General features: G+C 63.9%; 22 protein-coding genes and 2 pseudogenes. 9 read left to right on the forward strand and 15 right to left on the reverse strand.

Going from position 1 to position 18,803, the window contains the following annotated elements:
• The 6 genes from CO671_RS26575 to CO671_RS26600 form a co-directional block, all read right to left on the reverse strand.
• Positions 1–292, reverse strand: a 292-nt coding sequence (locus CO671_RS26575; RefSeq protein WP_141514496.1) for a cytochrome c maturation protein CcmE, incomplete at its 3' end; no start/stop codon positions are given.
• Positions 289–1,419 (reverse strand): c-type cytochrome biogenesis protein CcmI, encoded by a 1,131-nt coding sequence (gene ccmI / locus CO671_RS26580; protein WP_097608439.1) that lies wholly within the window; start codon positions 1,417–1,419, stop codon positions 289–291. The genes ccmI and CO671_RS26575, both read right to left, overlap by 4 nt.
• Before the next feature lie 201 nt (positions 1,420–1,620).
• Positions 1,621–2,046, reverse strand: a complete 426-nt coding sequence (locus tag CO671_RS26585) for a hypothetical protein (RefSeq protein WP_097608440.1) — start codon at positions 2,044–2,046, stop codon at positions 1,621–1,623.
• A gap of 118 nt (positions 2,047–2,164) precedes the next feature.
• Entirely contained in the window at positions 2,165–3,568 is a 1,404-nt protein-coding gene (locus CO671_RS26590; RefSeq protein WP_097608441.1) for a HAMP domain-containing sensor histidine kinase, read from the reverse strand.
• Positions 3,558–4,229 carry a response regulator transcription factor gene (locus CO671_RS26595; protein ID WP_097608442.1) on the reverse strand — a complete coding sequence of 224 codons (672 nt, stop codon included), beginning with the start codon at positions 4,227–4,229 and terminating at the stop codon, positions 3,558–3,560. The genes CO671_RS26590 and CO671_RS26595 overlap by 11 nt, the downstream gene beginning before the upstream one ends.
• 54 nt (positions 4,230–4,283) lie before the next feature.
• A complete protein-coding gene (locus tag CO671_RS26600) occupies positions 4,284–4,532 on the reverse strand; it encodes a hypothetical protein (protein ID WP_010029158.1) in 249 nt (82 codons plus the stop codon).
• Between the two features lie 338 nt (positions 4,533–4,870).
• Here CO671_RS26600 and CO671_RS26605 point away from each other — a divergent pair, with 338 nt between their 5' ends.
• Complete coding sequence (locus CO671_RS26605; RefSeq protein WP_097608443.1) at positions 4,871–6,091, forward strand: MFS transporter; 1,221 nt, start codon at positions 4,871–4,873, stop codon at positions 6,089–6,091.
• 205 nt (positions 6,092–6,296) lie between these two features.
• Here CO671_RS26605 and CO671_RS26610 read toward each other — a convergent pair whose 3' ends face one another.
• Together CO671_RS26610 and CO671_RS26615 are read right to left on the reverse strand one after the other, a co-directional pair.
• Positions 6,297–6,602 (reverse strand): Dabb family protein, encoded by a 306-nt coding sequence (locus CO671_RS26610; RefSeq protein ID WP_010028887.1) that lies wholly within the window; start codon positions 6,600–6,602, stop codon positions 6,297–6,299.
• Positions 6,603–6,622: 20 nt separating this feature from the next.
• Positions 6,623–7,308: pseudogene (locus CO671_RS26615) on the reverse strand (hypothetical protein).
• 156 nt (positions 7,309–7,464) lie between these two features.
• On the opposite strand from CO671_RS26615, the gene CO671_RS34535 reads away from it, so the two are divergent.
• Positions 7,465–7,596, forward strand: a complete 132-nt coding sequence (locus CO671_RS34535; protein ID WP_275593071.1) for a hypothetical protein — start codon at positions 7,465–7,467, stop codon at positions 7,594–7,596.
• 38 nt (positions 7,597–7,634) lie between these two features.
• Here the strand turns inward: CO671_RS34535 and CO671_RS26620 are convergent, their stop codons facing one another.
• The 4 genes from CO671_RS26620 to CO671_RS26635 form a co-directional block, all read right to left on the reverse strand.
• Positions 7,635–8,195, reverse strand: a complete 561-nt coding sequence (locus CO671_RS26620) for a TetR/AcrR family transcriptional regulator (RefSeq protein ID WP_097608444.1) — start codon at positions 8,193–8,195, stop codon at positions 7,635–7,637.
• 20 nt (positions 8,196–8,215) lie between these two features.
• Complete coding sequence (locus CO671_RS26625) at positions 8,216–8,677, reverse strand: nuclear transport factor 2 family protein (protein ID WP_097608445.1); 462 nt, start codon at positions 8,675–8,677, stop codon at positions 8,216–8,218.
• A 78-nt stretch (positions 8,678–8,755) separates the two neighbouring features.
• Complete coding sequence (locus CO671_RS26630) at positions 8,756–9,688, reverse strand: pyridoxamine 5'-phosphate oxidase family protein (protein ID WP_097608537.1); 933 nt, start codon at positions 9,686–9,688, stop codon at positions 8,756–8,758.
• 43 nt (positions 9,689–9,731) lie between these two features.
• Positions 9,732–10,343 carry a glutathione S-transferase gene (locus CO671_RS26635; RefSeq protein WP_097608446.1) on the reverse strand — a complete coding sequence of 204 codons (612 nt, stop codon included), beginning with the start codon at positions 10,341–10,343 and terminating at the stop codon, positions 9,732–9,734.
• A 152-nt stretch (positions 10,344–10,495) separates the two neighbouring features.
• Between CO671_RS26635 and CO671_RS26640 the strand changes: the two genes are divergently transcribed.
• The gene (locus CO671_RS26640; RefSeq protein WP_097608447.1) at positions 10,496–11,389 is read left to right on the forward strand and encodes a LysR family transcriptional regulator; all 894 of its coding nucleotides are present in this window, start codon (positions 10,496–10,498) and stop codon (positions 11,387–11,389) included.
• Positions 11,390–11,392: 3 nt separating this feature from the next.
• Here CO671_RS26640 and CO671_RS26645 read toward each other — a convergent pair whose 3' ends face one another.
• Both CO671_RS26645 and CO671_RS26650 read right to left on the reverse strand, forming a co-directional pair.
• Positions 11,393–11,761: a DUF983 domain-containing protein gene (locus CO671_RS26645; protein ID WP_097608448.1), complete on the reverse strand. Its 369-nt coding sequence runs from the start codon at positions 11,759–11,761 to the stop codon at positions 11,393–11,395.
• A 193-nt stretch (positions 11,762–11,954) separates the two neighbouring features.
• On the reverse strand, positions 11,955–13,358 hold the full coding sequence (locus CO671_RS26650) for a PLP-dependent aminotransferase family protein (protein ID WP_097608449.1): 1,404 nt from the start codon (positions 13,356–13,358) through the stop codon (positions 11,955–11,957).
• Between the two features lie 221 nt (positions 13,359–13,579).
• On the opposite strand from CO671_RS26650, the gene CO671_RS26655 reads away from it, so the two are divergent.
• The 6 genes and pseudogenes from CO671_RS26655 to CO671_RS26675 all read left to right on the forward strand — a co-directional run bounded on the left by CO671_RS26655 (position 13,580) and on the right by CO671_RS26675 (position 17,812).
• Positions 13,580–14,485, forward strand: coding sequence for a S1C family serine protease (locus tag CO671_RS26655; protein ID WP_097608450.1), 906 nt, complete (start codon positions 13,580–13,582; stop codon positions 14,483–14,485).
• A 137-nt stretch (positions 14,486–14,622) separates the two neighbouring features.
• The gene (locus CO671_RS26660) at positions 14,623–15,003 is read left to right on the forward strand and encodes a VOC family protein (protein WP_097608451.1); all 381 of its coding nucleotides are present in this window, start codon (positions 14,623–14,625) and stop codon (positions 15,001–15,003) included.
• 33 nt (positions 15,004–15,036) lie between these two features.
• A pseudogene (locus tag CO671_RS26665) lies at positions 15,037–15,789 on the forward strand (MFS transporter); the annotation flags it as partial.
• Between the two features lie 95 nt (positions 15,790–15,884).
• The gene (locus CO671_RS26670) at positions 15,885–16,283 is read left to right on the forward strand and encodes a hypothetical protein (protein WP_097608452.1); all 399 of its coding nucleotides are present in this window, start codon (positions 15,885–15,887) and stop codon (positions 16,281–16,283) included.
• Between the two features lie 38 nt (positions 16,284–16,321).
• On the forward strand, positions 16,322–16,468 hold the full coding sequence (locus CO671_RS33870; RefSeq protein WP_170965057.1) for a hypothetical protein: 147 nt from the start codon (positions 16,322–16,324) through the stop codon (positions 16,466–16,468).
• 291 nt (positions 16,469–16,759) lie between these two features.
• Positions 16,760–17,812 carry a fatty acid desaturase gene (locus CO671_RS26675; protein ID WP_170965061.1) on the forward strand — a complete coding sequence of 351 codons (1,053 nt, stop codon included), beginning with the start codon at positions 16,760–16,762 and terminating at the stop codon, positions 17,810–17,812.
• 9 nt (positions 17,813–17,821) lie between these two features.
• Here CO671_RS26675 and CO671_RS26680 read toward each other — a convergent pair whose 3' ends face one another.
• Positions 17,822–18,736: an SDR family oxidoreductase gene (locus CO671_RS26680; protein WP_097608454.1), complete on the reverse strand. Its 915-nt coding sequence runs from the start codon at positions 18,734–18,736 to the stop codon at positions 17,822–17,824.
• Positions 18,737–18,803 lie beyond the last annotated feature (67 nt).

Here is an 18,803-nt window from a genome sequence, read left to right on the forward strand (position 1 = left end):
CGCGGAACAGATCGGGAAGGATGCCGGTATATTGGACCTTGACCGCATTGGCGCTGCCGTCGGTGACGGTAAATTCCACCGTCGAACCGGCGCCGCGCACGACGCTGCCGGCGCCCACCAGCCCGCCGAGCCGGATGCGGGTCTCAGGCGCCACCGGGGTCTTGGCCAGATCCGCCGGCATGTAGAAATAGGCCACCGACTGGCTGAAGGCGAACATCACCAACAGCACCGCCGCAAGGATGAAACCCATCCCGCCCGCGATCACCGCAAGGCGCTTCTGCTTGCGCGTCATTGCGTCATTCCTTCCGTGGCTATGCCAAGTTCCCTGGCAAGCGCCAGCAATTGCCGGCCCTGTTCACCCGCCGGTGGAAAGGCCGCAAGGCCGCGCTTCAGGGCGTCGGCTGCGCGATCCTTATCGTTCAATACGGTGTAGGAGCGGACGAGCCGCATCCATCCGTCGAAGTTGTTGGGCTCGGCGCTCAGCTTGGCGTCGAGGCTTTCGACCATGCCGCGGATCATCTGCTGGCGATCGCCGGCGCTCATGTTTTCGGCCGCCGCCACGTCTTCCGACGTCGGTCCGCCAGGCGCCGAAGGCTGGGCAGCCGCGCCGCCGTTCTTGGCGATATGTTCATTGACCAGCGGCAACCAGGGCGCATCGGCAGGCGATTGCTGCGCCAGCGCTTCGAAGGCTCGGCGCGCCTCGTCGGTCCGTCCCGCTTGCTCCATGCTGAGCGCGACATAGAAGCGGGCACGCGGATTGTCGGGTTCCAGCGTCAGCGACTGTTCCAGCGCCTGACGCGCCTCCTCCGTCACCACGCCGTCGGAGACCGCCATCAGCGTCTCGGCAAGCCCGTCGAGCCGGATCGGGCTCGGGCCGAGAAGCCGGATCGCGTTGCGATAGGCGACCACAGCATCGTTGACCCGCATCGTGCGGACATAGATCGGCGCCAGCACATCCCAGCCCTTGCCGTCATCGGGATTCTCGGCCAGGTGCCGTTCCGCCTTGGCAATCAGCACCGCCACGTCATTGCCGGGGTTTTCCAGCCGCGCCTCCAGCGGCTGCGCGGGCAGATCCGGCCTGCCCGTCGTCAAATAAAGACAGAGCCCGAGCACCGGCAGGATCAGGAGAACGAAGGCTTCACTGACACGGTGAGATCGTGCGGGTTTCGGCGTCGTCTCCGGTTCACCGGCAGCAACGGCGATCAGCCGCCGGCCGATTTCGGCCCTGGCGTAATCGGCCTCTTCCGGTGTGATCAGCCCGCCGGCAAGATCGCGGTCGAGTTCGCGCAGCTGGTCGCGATAGACCGCCGCCTCGCCGGCGCGGCTGTTCTCCGCCGCCTTCGCGCCACGCAGAAGGGGGTAAAGCAGAATGACGGCGACGGCTGCCGTCAGAACGGCAACGAGAATCCAGAACAGCATAGCGGCCCAAATACGTGAAGCGCGCGCCCATTCCAACTGCCAAAGCCGGAATGACGAAGATTTGAGGCTATTCGCCGCAATTCAGCCGGCTTAAAGCGCGTCGCATCCAATTTAATGCATCCGACCCGCTTTCGCTCTTTGTTTTTATGCCTGTCGTTGTCCGGGAACCGCCGCACACTTCCGGGCGACATGCATCAGACCTTAACCGAGCGGCGACCAGCTGCCGTCGTCGTTGCGGCAAGCAGCGCCTCGCGCCACGCTGTCCTTGCCGTCGACCGTCAGCGTATGGGTATATTGCCGGCAATTCTGCGAGCCGACCTGATAGGGCGCTGCCGCCACCACCTTGCCGGTGACCTCCTTGCCGCTCCAGACCACGGGCTGGCCGGCGGCTGCCCCTTCCAGCGCCCGGTATTCCGCCTCGAGCGCCCTTTGCTTGTCGCTGTCGCTCAAGCTGACGCCGCTGCGGCCGACGATGCCGCCCTGCAGCGCGGTGATGAAGGCGGCCGATGCCGAGGGTTTGCTGGAAAAAATGCCGCGCGAAGCAGCGCTCTTCGTCGTCGTGCAGCCGGTGAGCGCGACGGCGAGAAGCAGAATGGAAACGATCATGCCTTGCGAGCGTAGAATCATTGCGTCGAACCACGATCAGAGGTCAATTTCAGCCGATCGAAGTGCAGCGTCCCCGTGTCAGCATTAAGGCAAAGCATGCTATACATTTGCCACTATCCTTGTGACATCAAGCAGTTGGTCATGCAACATCCTTTGTGACGCCGGGCAGGATAAGCTTCGCCTTCAGCCCGCCCCATTCACCACGGGACAGCTCGAGGCGCCCCTGGTACTCGTTGGAAATCTCGGTGACGATCGACAGGCCGAGCCCGGTTCCGGGCTTGCTTTCATCGAGCCTGCGGCCGCGTTTCAGCGCCTCGCGGATCTGGTCGGGCTCCAATCCCGGCCCGTCGTCCTCGACGGCGAGCTCCACCCAATGACGGCGCGCGCTCGCCTCTGCGCCCTTGACGTCCTCGCGGGCCTCAACGGCCGAAAGCCGGACCTTGCTCTTGGCGAATCGCGCCGCATTTTCCAGGAGATTGCCGACCGTCTCCTCGAGATCCTGCTGTTCCATGGCGACGGCCAGATGCGGCGGCGAGACGACGAGATCGAATTCGGTGTCGACATTCAGGCGGCGCATGACGCGCACCAGCCGTTCGAGCGCCGGCTCGGCATCGGTGCGGGCGAGCACGGATTCGCGCTGCGCGGCGATGCGGGCCCGGTTGAGATAGGACTGCACCTGCCCCTGCATCGATTCCGCCTGGCTGCGGACCAATTCGCCATGGGATTTTTCGAGGACACGCGCCTCATTGAGAAGAACGGCGATCGGAGTCTTCAGCGAATGGGCGAGATTGCCGACCTGCATGCGCGCCCGCTCGACGATGCGGCGGTTGCTGTCGATCAGCGCGTTCACCTCGTTGGCGAGCGGCAGGATTTCGCGCGGGAAATCGCCCTTCAACTGCTCGCTCTCGCCGGCGCGGATGCGCTCCAGGGCGGCGCGCGCCTTGTCGAGCGGCTTCAGGCCGTAGAGAATCGCCAGCGCATTGACGATCAGGCTGCCGACGCCGAAGCCGGCAAGCGCCAGATAAAGACTATGGGAGAAGGTGCGCACATCGTCCTCGACGACGTCGACATTGCCGGTGACGCGGAAGCGCGCCGCACGCCCGTCGGTATCGAGCACCACTTCGGTTTCGGCGACCTGCACCCGGTTCCCAGAGGCATCCGTCACCTGGTAATAACGCTCGTAATTCTTGTCGAAGGGCGCCTCGACGACGGAGGGAACCGGAATGAGCGCCGAGCCGAGCGAGGGCGAGACCAGCGGCGCTGTCGTATAGGTGCCGAGCGGCTCCACCACCCAGTACCAACCGGTCTTCGGCTGGGCAAAACGCAGGTCGCCGAGCTGCGGACTGCCGCTCAACGCTCCCTGATCACCGATCGTCACCGAATTGATGACGTTATAGAGCTGCGCCCGCAAGAGATCCTGGAAGCCGCGTTCGGCGCTCTTGCGGTAGAGCGTCGAGATCAGCAGGCCGATCACCACCAGGGCCACCGTCGACCAGACCGTGGTCAGCAGCAGCACACGTGCGGTGAGCGACTTAATTCGCATGTTTCGGCGCTTGGATGCGGTAGCCGAGACCGCGCACCGTCTCGATCAGGTCGACACCCATCTTCTTGCGCAGACGGCCGACAAAGACCTCGATCGTGTTGGAATCGCGGTCGAAATCCTGATCGTACATGTGCTCGACCAGTTCGGTGCGCGAGACGACCTCGCCCATGTGATGCATGAGATAGGCGAGCAGGCGATATTCGTGCGAGGTCAGTTTCAGCGCCGTGCCGTTGACCGTCGCCTTGGAGGATTTGGTGTCGAGCCGCACCGGCCCGCAGACGATCTCGGAGGAGGCATGCCCGGCAGCGCGCCGGATCAGCGCCCGAATGCGCGCCAGAACTTCCTCGACATGGAAAGGCTTGGTGACGTAGTCGTCGGCGCCGGCGTCGATGCCGGCGACCTTGTCGCTCCAGCGGTCGCGCGCCGTCAGGATCAAAACCGGCACGCCGCGGCCGGCGCCGCGCCATTTTTCGAGCACGGTGACGCCGTCCATCTCCGGCAGGCCGATATCGAGGATGATGGCGTCATAGGGTTCGGTATCGCCGAGGAAATGGCCCTCCTCGCCGTCGAACGCCTGGTCGACGACATAGCCCGCCTCCTTCAGCGTGTCGGTCAGCTGCCGGTTCAGGTTGACGTCGTCTTCGATTACCAGGATGCGCATCGGTCCGCCTTCGTCCGCTTCAAATCGATCATGTTCTGAATAGACCGATTCCGCCTACATCGGAACCTTTACCGTCACCTTGCGCGGACGTTGGCCGTTGCCCGACACCAGAACGGTGATGATGCAACTATCGCCCACCGGTTGCACGGACAGGAGCTGGCCGCCCGTCTGCTCGACGACCTGGGCTGCGGCAGCGCTGCAATCGCCTGCCACGCGCAGGACGAGGGTGCCCGCGCCGTCCGATGAGGGCGCCGATACCACCAGCCCGGCGGCCACTACTGCGACGCTCAGAGGAAAGGCCATGTGTTATGCTTTCAAGGGTAGTTCCAACTTGCTGCGACTATGTACTCACGTGACCTGAATGGCAAATGAATGCGCTGTAATACAGGGTGTTTAGAACCGTTCTCGACTGCTGGCGACAGCCGGTTTCAGCTGCTGAAAACCGATGCCGCAGCGGCCTTCGGCGGCCTTCTGCACATGGATAAAAGGTCTTCGGCCAAGGCACAGACGGCGGGCTGGGCGGGGACGCTCGAATCAAGCCGGCGCGCGGCGAGCTGCCGGAAATTGCAATCGCAGCTTTTACCGGCCGATCGAAACTGTTATGTCCTTGCGGCTCCCGCATTCAGGCCATTTCAGCACCAATGCCAAACTCCCTCCGCTTCCGCTCGGCGCAGACGGTCTTCGTGCTCGCCATCACCCAGCTGATCGGCTGGGGTACGACCTTCGACATGCTTGGGGTGATGGGCCGCATCGTGGCGCCCGATCTCGGCATGGCGAACGAGGTGGCGTTTGCCGGTCTGACGATCATGATGTTGGTCAGCGCCATCGTCGGCCCGGCGACCGGCCGCTGGCTTGGCCGTTACGGCGCCGCCCGGGTGCTTTCGGCGGCTTCCCTGACCTTTGCCCTCGGCCTCTGTCTGCTTGCCGCCGCCAACGGCGTCATTCTCTACGCCGCCGCCTGGATCGTGATCGGCGTCGGCGGCGCGCTCGGCCTGTCGGCGCCGGCCTATACCGCCGTCGTCGAGCGTGAAGGGATGAACGGCAAGCGCGTCATCGCCATATTGATGCTGTTCACCGGGCTTTCGAGCGCCATCTTCTGGCCGATCCTCAGCCTGCTCAACGAAGCCGTCGGCTGGCGCCTCACCTTCCTCATCTGCGCAGGCCTGCAATTCTTTGTCTGCCTGCCGCTGCATCTTTTCGCCCTGCCGAAGCCGATCGCAAGCCATGTCGACGGCGCCACAGCCGACATCGCCCCGGTGCCGCTGTCGAAGGCGGCACAGCGCAAGGCCTTCCTGCTGATCGCCGCGGCGACGACCCTTACCACCTTCGTCACCTTCGGCATCTCGCCCTCGCTGCTCGAGATCTTCCGCCAGTCCGGCGCCACGCCGGCCTTCGCGCTGCAGCTCGGCTCGGCCCGCGGCGTGCTCGGCATCTCGGCGCGCTTCCTCGACATGCTGCTCGGCCGGCGCGGCAACCCCGTCCTCAGCGCCGCCATGGGCATCGGCCTGATGCTGATGAGTTTCCTGATGATGCTGGCCACCAGTCCGTCGACGCCGCTGCTCGTCACCTTCGTCCTGCTTTACGGCTTCGGCTCCGGCGTCATGGCCGTCGCCCGCGCGCTTCTGCCGCTGGCAGTGTTTTCGCCGCGCGAATTCGGCCTGCAATCGGCCCGCCTGTCGCTGCCGCAGAACCTGGCCAATGCGATCGCCCCGGTCGTCTTCACCGCCATCCTCGACCGCGCCGGCACCGGCCCGGCGCTTTTCGCCGCTGCCGCTCTCGCCGCCTTGTCGCTGACCTTCGTGCTGATGCTGATGGCGCTGCTGCGCGGCGCGCGGGCAGCGCAGCCGAGCCCGGCCGTTTGATGAGGCCTGGAATGGACGCCGTCTTACGCTGACGAGTGAACGGTCGCGTTTGACGAATCTTTTGAATCGTTTGCCGCCGATTTTTCGAAAGTTGGGTCCGGTGGCTCACAGCTGCGTTCGACATCCGGCGCCCGCGAGTCCGGAATTCTTCTTATCCCTTTGAAATTTCAGCGAAACAATGACAGGAAGCCGATGGCCTGCCGATTCAGAGCGGCCGCTTCACCGCTGTGCGGCTGTCGTAGTCCGCGGCGATGCGCTTTTCCCGCAGCGGTCGGACACGCTCGATCGAGCGCTGATAATCGGGATGCGCCTTATAGGCGGCAAGAGCCGCTTCATCGTCGAATTCGCCATAGACGACGAGATCGATCTCGGTACCCAGCTGATCGGTCTTCACATTGGTGCCGATTTCCAGCAGCCGCGCATGCGGAATGGCGGTCAGGATCGAAAGCCCGGCCCTCACCTCCTCCAGATGTTCTTCCTGCACGGTGAAGAAGACGATGTGGCGGATCACGCGGAAGCTCCTGTCAGATTTCAGAGGTCGGCCCGCGCGATACCATGTGCGCCCCTGGCCTTCAACCGCGCGACCTGCCCGGCGCGGCATCCGGACGCATCGCCGCATTGAAAACCATGGCGTAGCCCGCGAGCTTCTCGGCCCGGTCGGTGCCGTTGACGATGCGGCGCGCATTGACCCAGTCCTCGGTCGTCGCGTTCAGGTGATCGGCAAGTTTGTGGCCGGTAAAGCTGCCCTGCAGCATGCCTTCGATCAGGATCGTCACCGCCGCATCCATCTCCATCGCCCGGTCGGGATCGGCAACGAGATCGATGCCCGTCAAACCACTCATCGCCTCGTAATTCCGCTTATGGGTAAGCTGCACCAGGCCACGCCCGAGCCAGCAGCGGCCATCCTCGTCCGGTCGCCAGTAGGGCGTCTTTACCCAGGCGAGCCGGCCTGCAGCATAGGCCGCCTCCAGGATCTCGACGGCGCGGGCATCGCTTTCAGCCAGCGTCTCGCGGACCGGCTGCATCGTATAGGCGGTCTCGTGATAAGCGGTCGCGAGGATATAGGCGAGCCATCGGCGGTCGGCCTGCGCAAACCGCCTTTCCCAGGCGTCGAGAATCGCCGCGATACCCACTACCTGAGGCTGAGTTAGCTCTCCTTTAAAGAGCTCCTCGCGCACCGCATCAAAAAAGAACATCCGATCCATGTGGACAACCATACCGCGCTTCCCGAGAGTCTCGTGGTTAAAACCGTCTTAATCGATTAAAATCAACTTAATCGTTTGAAGTGTCTAAGCCCCTGATTTACACGGCTTTTGTCTTGTGCAATGCATCTTCTCGCCCTGAAGCCTTACCACCACAAGAGGAGACTTCCGATGCAGACGCCTGCCAACACCCAGACCACCATTCCCCAGCACGTCGTCGACCAGATGGAAAACGAGTGGCGCCAGATTCGCCTTGAACGCGAGAACATCCGCCCGACCCGGCAGCCGCAACAGCAGCGCTGAGAAATACAGGCAGAGCGGCGCGGATGTAAGGGCTGCCTTCATCGCGTCTCGGCCTCAAGCCGCTTCGCCAGCGTCTCCAGCGACCGGGAGAAGACCGTTTCATCTCTAAGCGCGCGCGACAGCACCAGTGCCCCTTGAATGCCGCAGACGCCCTCCTCGGCCAGCGTCTGCGCCTCCTCCTCGACACAGCCAGCCCGCATCAGCGCCGAACGCAACGCGTCGATCCAGCGGATGAAATAGTCGCCGATCGCCGCCGAAAACTGTTCGCGGGTGTCGTCGAGCGCGAAGGCGCCGACGAGGCAGATGCGGCGGCCGGAACGGAAGTAGTCATTTACATTGGCCCACATCGCCGCGATCGCCTGACGGGCATCGTCATGTCGCAGCGGCCGATAGACTGCCTCTTCGAACCAGGCATCGATATCGGCGAGCACGGCGCCGGCCATCTCCTCCTTGCCGCCCGGGAAGAAGTGATAAAGGCTGCCCTTGCCGATGCCGGTGCGTTCGGTGATACGGCTGAGCGTGGCGCCCTCATAGCCGAGCTCGCGGAAGATTTCCGCGAGCAGCGGCACGATGTCGGCGCGTTCATAAACGGTCTTCACCGGGCTGAAATCATCCTGTTCTAGAGGCCGAGGTCCGTCAGACCGGGATGATCGTCCGGACGTCGGCCGAGCGGCCAGTGGTATTTGCGCTCCGTTTCCCGGATCGGCAGATCGTTGATGCAGGCAAAACGGCGCTGCATCAAGCCGGCCGCATCGAATTCCCAGTTCTCATTGCCGTAGGAGCGGAACCAGTTGCCGCTGTCATCGTGCCATTCATAGGCAAAGCGCACGGCAATGCGATTGTCGGTGAAGGCCCAGATCTCCTTGATCAGCCGGTAGTCCAGCTCCTTGGCCCATTTGCGCGTGAGAAAAGCGACGATCTCGGCGCGGCCGGTGATGAATTCGGCGCGGTTCCGCCAGCGGCTGTCCGGCGTGTAGACGAGCGAGACGCGCTCGGGGTCGCGGCTGTTCCAACCGTCCTCGGCGAGGCGGACTTTCTGCGTGGCGGTCTCCAGGGTGAAAGGCGGAACGAGGCTGGACATGAGATCTCCTGTACTGAATGGTTCTTAGTTTACCGAACGGTACAGGTATTGCAACTCTGTATCGGGCGGCGCTCGAGCTTAGACGTCGGAGCGCCGGCTCCACCGCAGCGGCAGGGCATCCGGGCGAAGCACAATGTTCTCGGGCGTGAAACGCCACAGCCTTTCCGCTTTGGGAAAGGCGGCGATCTCAGGCGAATCGAGCAGCACCTCGACCCGACCGGTCATCTGCAGCATGTCGCCGGTTTCGAAATCGATGAAGACCAGCCCGGCCTTCGGATTGACCAGGAAATTGCCGAGCGTGTTGAAGAATCGATTGCCGGCAAAGTCGGGGACGGTCAGGGCGCCGTCGGCGCCGAGATGCACGAAGCCGGCATAGCCGCCGCGATGAGAGACGTCGACCTGGCGTTCGCCATTCCCCCGGTCGACATAGGAAGCGACGAAGAACGTATCGGCGCTCTCGACCATCCGCCGCGCGCGCGCGTCGAGCTCATGGGACCGCAGCGGCGGCAGCGTGGCCGGCAGGGCGGGATCGCGAACGAAGGCGGCGGCGCGCGGCTGGATGTATTGCGGGCAATTGCCGAAGCTCTGGCCCACGCGCAGGCGGAAGGCGCCGGCATCCGTCCTGCGGATGACGCCGTTCAGCCGGTTGCGCCGCCGGGTCTCGAGCTGAATGCCGAGCATCGCGACGGCGGCGCCATCCTCCATGCCGGCGTCGGCGGGATCGGCCGGCTCGCGCGGCAGGCGGACCTCGAGCGTCTCCGGGTCCGGCGAGGACATGAAGCCCGGCTGCGCGGCCCGCACCGTCGCCCAGACGTTGCCCTTCGCATCGACCGTGCCGAGCACGACGAAAGGCAGCATTGGAAAGAAGGCGCGGTGCTGCTCGGGCATCGCCTTGCGGACGAAATTCCGCCCCGGCCCGTCCATGCGTTCGACGACGCCGAGGCTGCGCTGCATGGCAAGCTCACCCTGATGCCAGGGCGATGCCGCATCCTCTCCTGACTGCTCCAGCATCATGGCCTCCTTTCAGGCGCGATTTTCGACCGGGGACGGATCTTTATGCGGCCAGGCCGATCTTCGTCCTGCGGAAGCCGACGAAACCCGGCAACGCCTCGATGCGGGCAAGCCAGGCGCGCACGGCCTGATAGGGCGCGGTGTCGACATTGCCCTCCGGCGCATTGGCGATGTAGCTGTAAAGCGCGATATCGGCGATGACAGGATTGTCGCCGAGCAGGAAGGCGCGGCCGGAGAGCTCCGCCTCGACCAGCGTGAGAATACGGTGCGCCCGGGCAATCACCTCATCGGCATGAAATTTGGCGCCGAAGACGGTGACGAGACGAGCGGCGCAAGGCCCGTAGGCGATCTCGCCCGCGGCGACCGAGAGCCATTTCTGGATCCGCGCCGCCGTCAATATGTCCTCCGGCAGCCAGTCGGTGCGGCCATATTTGCGTGCGAGATAGACGAGGATGGCGGCGGAATCGGAAATGACCGCGCCATCGTCGTCGAGCACGGGCACCTGGCCAAAAGCATTGAGCTTCAGGAACTCCGGAGCCTTGTGAGCGCCGGCAGCCATGTCGACCTCGACCAGTTCGTAAGGCACGCCGAGCAGTGACAGGAACAGGTGAACCCGGTGCGAATGGCCGGACAGCGGATGATGGTAGAGTTTCATGACGGTTCCTCTGAGGTCTGATGGGCGGGAACAAGGCCTCGGCCTTGCCGGCGATGGCCGTTCGAACCATCTGCAGGGAATTTACTGCCTTCCAATGAACTGCAGTAGGATGCTAATCTGGAAGGCGTGTTCTCAATTGATGGAAGGATAAAATGGACCGCCTCGATGCCATGAGCGTGCTTCTTGCCGTTGTCGAGCAAGGCAGCCTGTCGGCCGCCTCGCGGCATCTGCGTTCACCGCTGGCAACCGTCAGCCGCAAGGTCTCCGAGCTCGAGGCGCATCTCGGCGCCAAGCTGCTGCAGAGAAGCAATCGGAAGATCACATTGACCGAGGCCGGACGCTCCTATGTGGAGGCGGCGCGGGAAATTCTTAACCGGGTGGAAGAAGCGGAACGGACGGCCGCCGGCGAATACAGCGCGCCGAAGGGCGAGCTGACGATGACCGCGCCGATCGTCTTCGGGCGGCTGCATGTCCTGCCTGTCGTGGTGGATTTCCTGAAGGCCTATCCCGAGATCAATCTGCGGCTTATGCTCGGCGACCGGCTGTCGAACCTCGTCGAGGATCATATCGACCTCGCGCTGAGGATCGGCACCCTTGTAGACAGCAACCTGATCGCCACGCGGCTCGGCGCGATCCGCCGCACCGTCTATGCCAGCCCGGATTATCTCGCGCAGCACTCGGCACCCCGCCACCCGAGCGATCTTTCCGCACATGACTGCATCACCTTCGAGAACATGGCCTCGACGCGGAGCTGGACCTTCACGGAGGGGAAGCGCGACCTCGCGGTGCCGATCCGCTCACGGCTTGCGGTCAACACCGCCGAGGCCGCCGTCGATGCGGCCGTCGCCGGTCTCGGCATCACCCGCGTACTCTCCTATCAGGCGGCCCGCGCCGCAGCGGCGGGCCTGCTGGTGCCGCTGCTCCAAGATTTCGAACCGCAGCCCGCGCCGGTGCAGCTCGTCTATCCCTCGCAGGGACTGGTGCCGCTGAAACTGCGGGCGCTCATCGATTTCGCGACGCCGCGCCTGCGCGCGACGCTGAAATAGGCTTTAGGCGAGCCTGCCCTCTTCCGCCTTGTAGAAATACTGGCTGGCGACCAGCCAGCCTTTCAGCGGCCGCAGTGGCGGAATGCAGGTGGCGAGCATGAAGGGGCCGGTGACCAGAAGCTGCACCCAGATCGGCGCCGAGAACGCCACCTCCAGCCAGACGCCGAGCAGCACGCTCGGGATGCAGGCGAAGCAGATGACGAAGAAGGCCGGGCCGTCGGCCGGATCGGCGAAGGCATAATCGAGGCCGCAGACCTCGCATTGCGGCTGCAGCGTCAGGAATCCCTTGAACATATGGCCCTGGCCGCAACGCGGGCAGCGTCCCCTGATGCCGGTCTGCATCGGGGGAAGTGGGGGATAGTCGGTATCCATGATAACCTCGTCTTCTCTGGCATACGGCTCAATGCCAATCAATGCCACATAGATGTATGCATTCAATATAAATACATTACGCCTCAATCACCAGTCAACTTGCCAGAATGCCGCAGATCCCCGTCGGCTGCCGACCGGGCAACGCAGACATCACATCGAAGGGGATGATACCCGAAGCGGCCTGAGGGCAGGCTTAGAAGAACGACGCCGCCATCTCCGGCGGGCCTTCCAGCGCATGGGCCATGAATTCCAGTGCGCCGTGCAGTCTCTCCCGGGTGATCGGACCGCCGAGGCAGACCCGCACCGCTTCCGGGGCGGCGCCCTCGACGGTGAAGGCATCGCTTGCCACGACGCCGATGCCGGAGGAACGCATATGACTGCCGAAGGTGGAGCGGGTCCAGCCATTGGCGAGCGGCAGCCAGATGTTGAAGCTGATCGGATCGGCGCGGTAGCTGCCGGCCGGCAGGATGGCGGCAACCATCTGCTGGCGGGCGGCGGCCTCGGTGCGGACGAAGCGCAGGATCGCATCGGCCGTGCCGTCTTCGATCCAGCGGGTGGCGAGCGCCATGGTCAAAGGCGAAGCCATGACGTTGTTGGCGCGCATGGCGCTGACGAAAGGCCATACGGCCTTGCTGTCGGGCGCCACGACATAGGCAAGGCGCAGGCCCGCGCCGAGGCATTTCGCCAGGCCGCCAATATGCCAGGTCAGATCCGGCACCATTGCCGCCAGCGGCGCCGGACCATGCTCAGGAATGAAGCCATAGGCATCGTCCTCGACGATCGGCAGCTGATATCTGCGGGCGACGGCCGCGATTTCCGCGCGCCGGTTGGTTGAAATCGTCAGCGTCATCGGGTTCTGCAGCGTCGGATTGAGATAGAGCGCCTTCGGCTTCAACCGCTCGCAGGCCTTCGCAAGGGCCTCCGGCAGGACACCGTCCTCGTCCATCGGCAGGCCGGCGAGATTGAGCCGCAGCTGGGCGGCGATCGAGCGCATGCCGGGATAGGTGATGATTTCCGACAGCACGGTCTCGCCCGGCTTTGCCAGCAGGCCGAAGATCGCCAGCAGGGCCGGATGGGCGCCCGGCGTGACGAAGATCCGCTCCTGCGACGGCGTGAGCCCGCGGCGTCCGAGCCAGGCGGCGGCGGCGTCCTTATCCATGCCGGAGCCGCCGAAGCCCTGGTAACGCAGAAGCTGAACGAGACTTGCGGCCACCGCCGACATGCCCTCGCGCATGCCGGCGATCAGTTCCGGATCATCCGGTTCCGGCGGCATGTTCATCGAGAAATCGACGATCGATGCGCGGCGCGGATCGGGTACGGCGTCAGGCGCGAAGTCCTGCCGCGCCTTGCCCGCGCGGCCGGTGACGAAGGTGCCCCGGCCGACATGCGACTCGACAAGCCCGCGCTTCTGCGCCTCGACATAACCTCTGGCCACGGTGGTGAAATCGACATTCAGGCGCTTGGCGAGGTCGCGCTGCGGCGGCAGCCGGTCTCCAACCGCCAGATGGCCGCTGCGCAGATCCATTTCGATCAGATCGGCAATCGCCATGTAACGCGGGCTGCTGCTGCGGCTGAGATCGGGATGCCAGTCCTTCATGTCATGATCCGTGCCCGTCTGATTCCTGGTAGGATTGACTGTATATTGTTGCGCAGAGACGCTGTCACCCCCGGATATTCCCGGTATCCCCTCCACGGTCGCGGCATGCGGGTGCGGAAATTCCCGTCGCGCCAGCCTTGCCGCCACCCCTTCATCTTCTTACCTATTAAGGAGGCGCGCCGGCTTTCGGTCTCGCGCGGCGGCGCCCTCGGGATAAAAGCATGAATATCGATCCGATCCTGCGGTCAGTCGTGGCCGTCCGTTCCTCCATTCCGGAAGATGCCTTCACGGCGGAGACGCTGGGCACCGTCCGGGAGGGCAGCGGCGTCGTCATTCGCGACAACGGGCTGGTGCTGACCATCGGTTATCTCATCACCGAGGCCGAGGAAGTCTGGCTGACGACCCAGGACGGCCGGGTGGTTCCCGCCCATCCCCTTGCCTATGATCAGGAAAGCGGCTTCGGCCTGGTGCAGGCGCTCGGCGTTCTGAACGCCCCGGCGGTGGATATCGGCGATGCGGCCGCCGCCAGGCCCGGCGATCCCGTCGTGCTTGCCGATGGGATCGGCGAGTTCGTCCAGGCAAACATCGTCGCCCGGCAGGAATTCGCCGGCTACTGGGAATATCTGCTGGATGAGGCGATTTTTACCGCACCGGCCCATCCGGCATGGGGCGGGGCTGCGCTGATCGGCGCCGACGGCAAGCTTCTCGGCATCGGTTCGCTTCGCCTGCAGATGAGCCAGGATGGCGAGATCGCCGATATCAATATGGTCGTGCCGATCGATCTTTTGCCGCCGATCCTCGACGACCTCTTAAACCGCGGTCAGGTCAACAAGCCGCCACGGCCCTGGCTCGGCGCATTCTCCGCCGAGAGCAATAGCGGCGTGGTGGTGATGAGCGTGGCCGAAGGCGGACCGGCCGCCGAGGCCGGCCTGCGTCAGGGCGATATCATCTCCGAGATCCGCGACGAAGAGGTCGATGGCCTGGCCGATTTCTACCGCAAGCTCTGGAGCAGTGGCCCGGCCGGCGCCGAGATTCCGATGCGGATCCTGCGCAACGGCCGCGAAGCCTGGCTGCGCGTCAAATCCGCCGACCGCAACAGCTTTCTGAAAAAACCGCAGCTGCAGTGAGCCGCATCGGCCCCTTGAACGCTGCCGGACGTCCGAACGGATTCACTTTCGTTTGGTGGCCATTTAACAATGCTGGTGTTGCATTGATAAAGATGCTGGTGTTGCATTGATCTTGAGATGAACGGAGTTTGCAGCCCATGTTCGATCATGTCTCCATCGGCGTCAAAGACCTCGACAGAGCCCGCCGTTTCTACGACGCGGCGCTGGCGCCGCTCGGCTATGAGCGCCTGTCCAATTCCGATGGCGTGATCGGCTACGGCCCTGATGAGGTCGGCCTCTGGGTGATACAGGCGGAGCATCCCGTTGTCGCCGACATGCAATCCGGGCTGCATTTCTGCTTCGTCGCTCCGAACGAGGCCGCTGTCGACGCCTTTCACGCGGCGGCTATCGCTTCCGGCGGCACCGACAATGGCGAACCGGGTATCCGGCCGGATTACGGCCGCTTCTATTACGCCGCCTTCGTCATCGATCCCGACGGCTACCGGCTCGAAGCCTATTTCCATAAGGGTGAGATATAACGGGCTCCGAATTTCGAGCAATTCCGAACGAACTTCGGCATCACCAATGCCGCGGCTGCCGGCTGGCAGGCCCTGCCGACCTGGGGTTCGCTCTCGGCGTCGCTGGTGCTGATCCTGCTCTTCCTCGCGGTTGAAGCACGCCATGCCGATCCGATGGTGCCGCTCGGCATGTTCCGCCGGGCGCGGCTGCGGCACGCCAATGCGATCGCCGCCCTCTTCCAGGGCGCCTATGTCGGCTTCCAGTTCCTGGCGACGCTCTATTATCAGAACGTCATCGGCTGGTCGGCCTTCACGACAGGCTTCTCCTTTGCCCTCGGCGGCGTCTTCGTGATGTTCCTGGCGCCACGCTTTGCGAACCTGGCGCAAAACCGCGGCGCCACCGGCCTGATGGCGGCAGGCGTCGGGCTGCAGGCCTTCAGCTACATTTTTTGGGTGACGGCACTCGGACATGTCGATCCGATCCTGCTCGTGCTGGTCTCGCAGGTCCCGCTCGGCCTCGGTTATGCCATGACCTACCCTTCGGTGCAGGTCGCAGCGCTTTCCGATGTCGAGGACGACAAATCGGGGCCCGCCTCCGGCCTGCTCTTCGCCTCCTTCCAGATCGGCGGCGGCATCGTGCTTGCGGCCGCTTCGGCGGTGTTCGGCGCCGCGCCGAATTTCGGCTGGGACCCGTATGTCGCCGGCGTCGCCTTCGTGGCGCTGCTTGCGATCGCCATCACCCTGCTTGCAGCCGCAGGTCCGAGGACATCAGCCGTCCGGAGGCCCGCCTATCAGGCGGCGGAATGACCGTTGCGCCCGCACCCTTATCGGTGCGGGCTTTTCATAAGCAAAAACGAATATTCATAGCGAGAATCCCATTGCCTTGCCTCGGCGAAAGGCGCATGGTTTCGCCGTCGGCAGCCATTGTCCGGGCGCTGCCGACTGAGGGTTTTCATACCTTCGCCCCGACGAAAGGAGGACCGATGTCTTCCACTTCCAAAAAGCCATACCTGACCTCGTCCGATCTCGACATGCTTCAGTCCGTACTCGACAATGCGGGCTACGAGGCCAGGATCGCGCCCGACGACGGCGGGGGCTGCAATGTCGCAGCGATGCTGCTGATCAAGCTGTTTCAGGAGGGCGTAACGTCGCCCGCCATGCTTTCGCAGGCACTCGAACACTACTTCGGCAAGCTGAAGACGCCGCCGAAACCAGTCACTCCGGTATACGACCGTTATGCGATCCAGGGATTGCCCAGCGACAGGCGTAAGACAAACCTCAAACCCGACGCGCGAAGCTGAAAACGCGCTTTGCATTCGTCTGAACAGGAGATCGATCGATGGCAAAAGGTCAGCTGAGAAGCAATCGCGAGGCTCGCAAACCGAAGAAGGACAAGCTGGCGCCGAAGATGGCACGCACATTCGCCGGCCAGATGAAGGCCGCGACCCAGGCCGCTCCGCACGGAAGCAGCGCGCCGAAGAAATAAGCTCGCATCGAGCCTTCGGGTGAATCGCCCCTCGCCGCCTCCATGACAAACGCAAGTCGGGATCGATTTGCGTAATGGGTGATGTGTGGCTAAAAGCGGCAGCGCGTCCTGCCGGGACGCGCGATCAGCGATGATCGTGTTTTCGAAAAGCCGGAAGGTGCCACAGAGCATGACTCCTCTTCAAATAATCAACCGCCTCGGCGATCCGTCGAGCGTCGCAGCCTTTTGCGGCGATATTTCGTGATCGAACGCGCGCACCGCTTCGAGAGCGAGGAAATCCGGCTTGCCACCTTGGACGAGCCTTGTGAAAATCCGCAGAACCCTGCGGCACCGACAGCACTTTTCGCCGAAAAAGCCTGGTTGAAGATCCTTGCAGGATATCGCCAGCCGAGGGCCACACGCAGTGCCTTTGAACTGGCCGTCACAGCTATTCCCTTTGCGCTGTTCTGGGCCGCCGCATGGGCGTCCGTTCGTTACGGCTTTTTGCCGGGCCTGATCCTTGTCATCCCGGCAGCCGCTTTCCTGCTCAGGCTGTTCATGATCCAGCATGATTGCGGCCACGGCTCATTTTTCGCCCGCCGCCGCCTCGACGACTGGGTCGGGCGCACGATCGGCATATTGACGCTGACGCCTTACGACTACTGGCGTCGGGCACATGCGGAACATCACGCCTCGGCCGGAAACCTCGACGAGCGCGGCGTTGGCGACATTGAGACACTGACGATCGCCGAATATAACGCGCGGTCCCGCCGGGGGCGGCTTGCCTACCGGCTCTACCGGCACCCAGCCGTCATGTTCGGGATCGGGCCGGCATGGCTGTTCATCTTCAAGCAGCGCCTGCCCTTCGGCATGATGCGCTCCGGCCCCCTGCCCTGGATCTCGACCATGGCGACCAACCTTGCCATCGCTCTGGCCGCCGCCTTATTGATCTGGGCGGGCGGGATCGTTCCCTTCCTCCTGGTGCACCTGCCGATCGTGCTTCTAGCGGGAGCCGCTGGCGTCTGGCTGTTCTATGTCCAGCACCAGTTCGAGGAAACGCACTGGTCGAAGAAACCTGACTGGCAGTTCCAGCATGCGGCGCTGCACGGTGCCTCGCATTACGACCTGCCGCCGGTGCTGCGCTGGATCACCGGCAATATCGGCATACACCATGTGCATCATCTGGCGAGCCGGGTGCCTTATTATCGGCTGCCGGAGGTGCTGAGGGACCATCCCGAGCTGGCCGATATCGGCCGCATCACGCTCATGGAAAGCCTGCGCTGCGTCAAGCTGGTGCTCTGGGACGAACAGACGAGGCGGCTGGTGTCGTTTCGTGACGTGGCGCGGCTCAGAGCCGCAAGCTAACGGGCTGCCTCAGCGATAGCCGGTGACATCCGCCGGCTTACCCGGCTCCTGCACTTCCACGATGTAGCGCCAGCAATCCGGCCGCGACCCGTCGATGTCATCGAAGCCATAGACCTTGGCCAGGCCGCCGCTCGACAGCGACTGACCGTTCCAGCGGGCGCGATCGGGATCGACGGCGATGGCCGCCACGGCGCGGCCGACGAAGCGCGGCGTTTCGGAAATGGCGAAATGCGGCTGGACCTTCGTCGCGTCGCGCCAATTCGCCTCGCTGACACCATAGGCGTCCAGCATCATTTCGGAGCGCAGCCAGCCGGGGGTGATCGAGAGGGCGGTGGCGCCGTGTTTCGCCAGATCCTGGGCGTGCGCCCAGGCCATGCGGATGACGCTTGTCTTGACGAGGTCGTAAAAGGGCGACAGCCGGTAATGCGCGGCGTTGTATTCCGCCGTGCCGTCGGTCACCTCGACCAAGAGCCCGCCCGGCCGTTCGATCATCAGCGCCAGCGCGTAGTGGGCGGTGATCAGATGTGTCTCGATGCCGAGCCGCAGCATGCGCAACCCCTTGTCCAGCGAATGCTCCCAGACGGGCTTGTCCCATTCGAACAGCTTCTCGCAGCCCCAGATGTCGTTGACGAGAATATCGAGCCTTCCGGTTTCCGCCCGGATGCGTGCGACCAGCGCCTCGACTTCATGGGCGACCAGATGATCCACCTGCACGGCAATGCCCCTGCCGCCCGCCGCCGTCACCAGCTCGGCCGTCTCCTCGATCGTCTCCGGCCTGGCATATTCGGATTGATGGGCGCGCGTCGTGCGCCCTGTCACATAAACCGTTGCGCCGGCAGCGCCGAGTTCAACCGCAATACCGCGGCCGGCGCCGCGCGTCGCACCGGCCACCAAAGCCACTTTCTCCCGCAAGTCCGCTGTCATTTCGCCATCCTCCGCGTTAGAACCGAAAAACGCCTTGTATATAAACGAATGCTCGTTCATAAATAAG

Origin of the sequence: Rhizobium sp. M10, assembly GCF_002531955.1 — a bacterium.
In the GTDB taxonomy this organism is placed as follows: domain Bacteria; phylum Pseudomonadota; class Alphaproteobacteria; order Rhizobiales; family Rhizobiaceae; genus Rhizobium; species Rhizobium etli_C.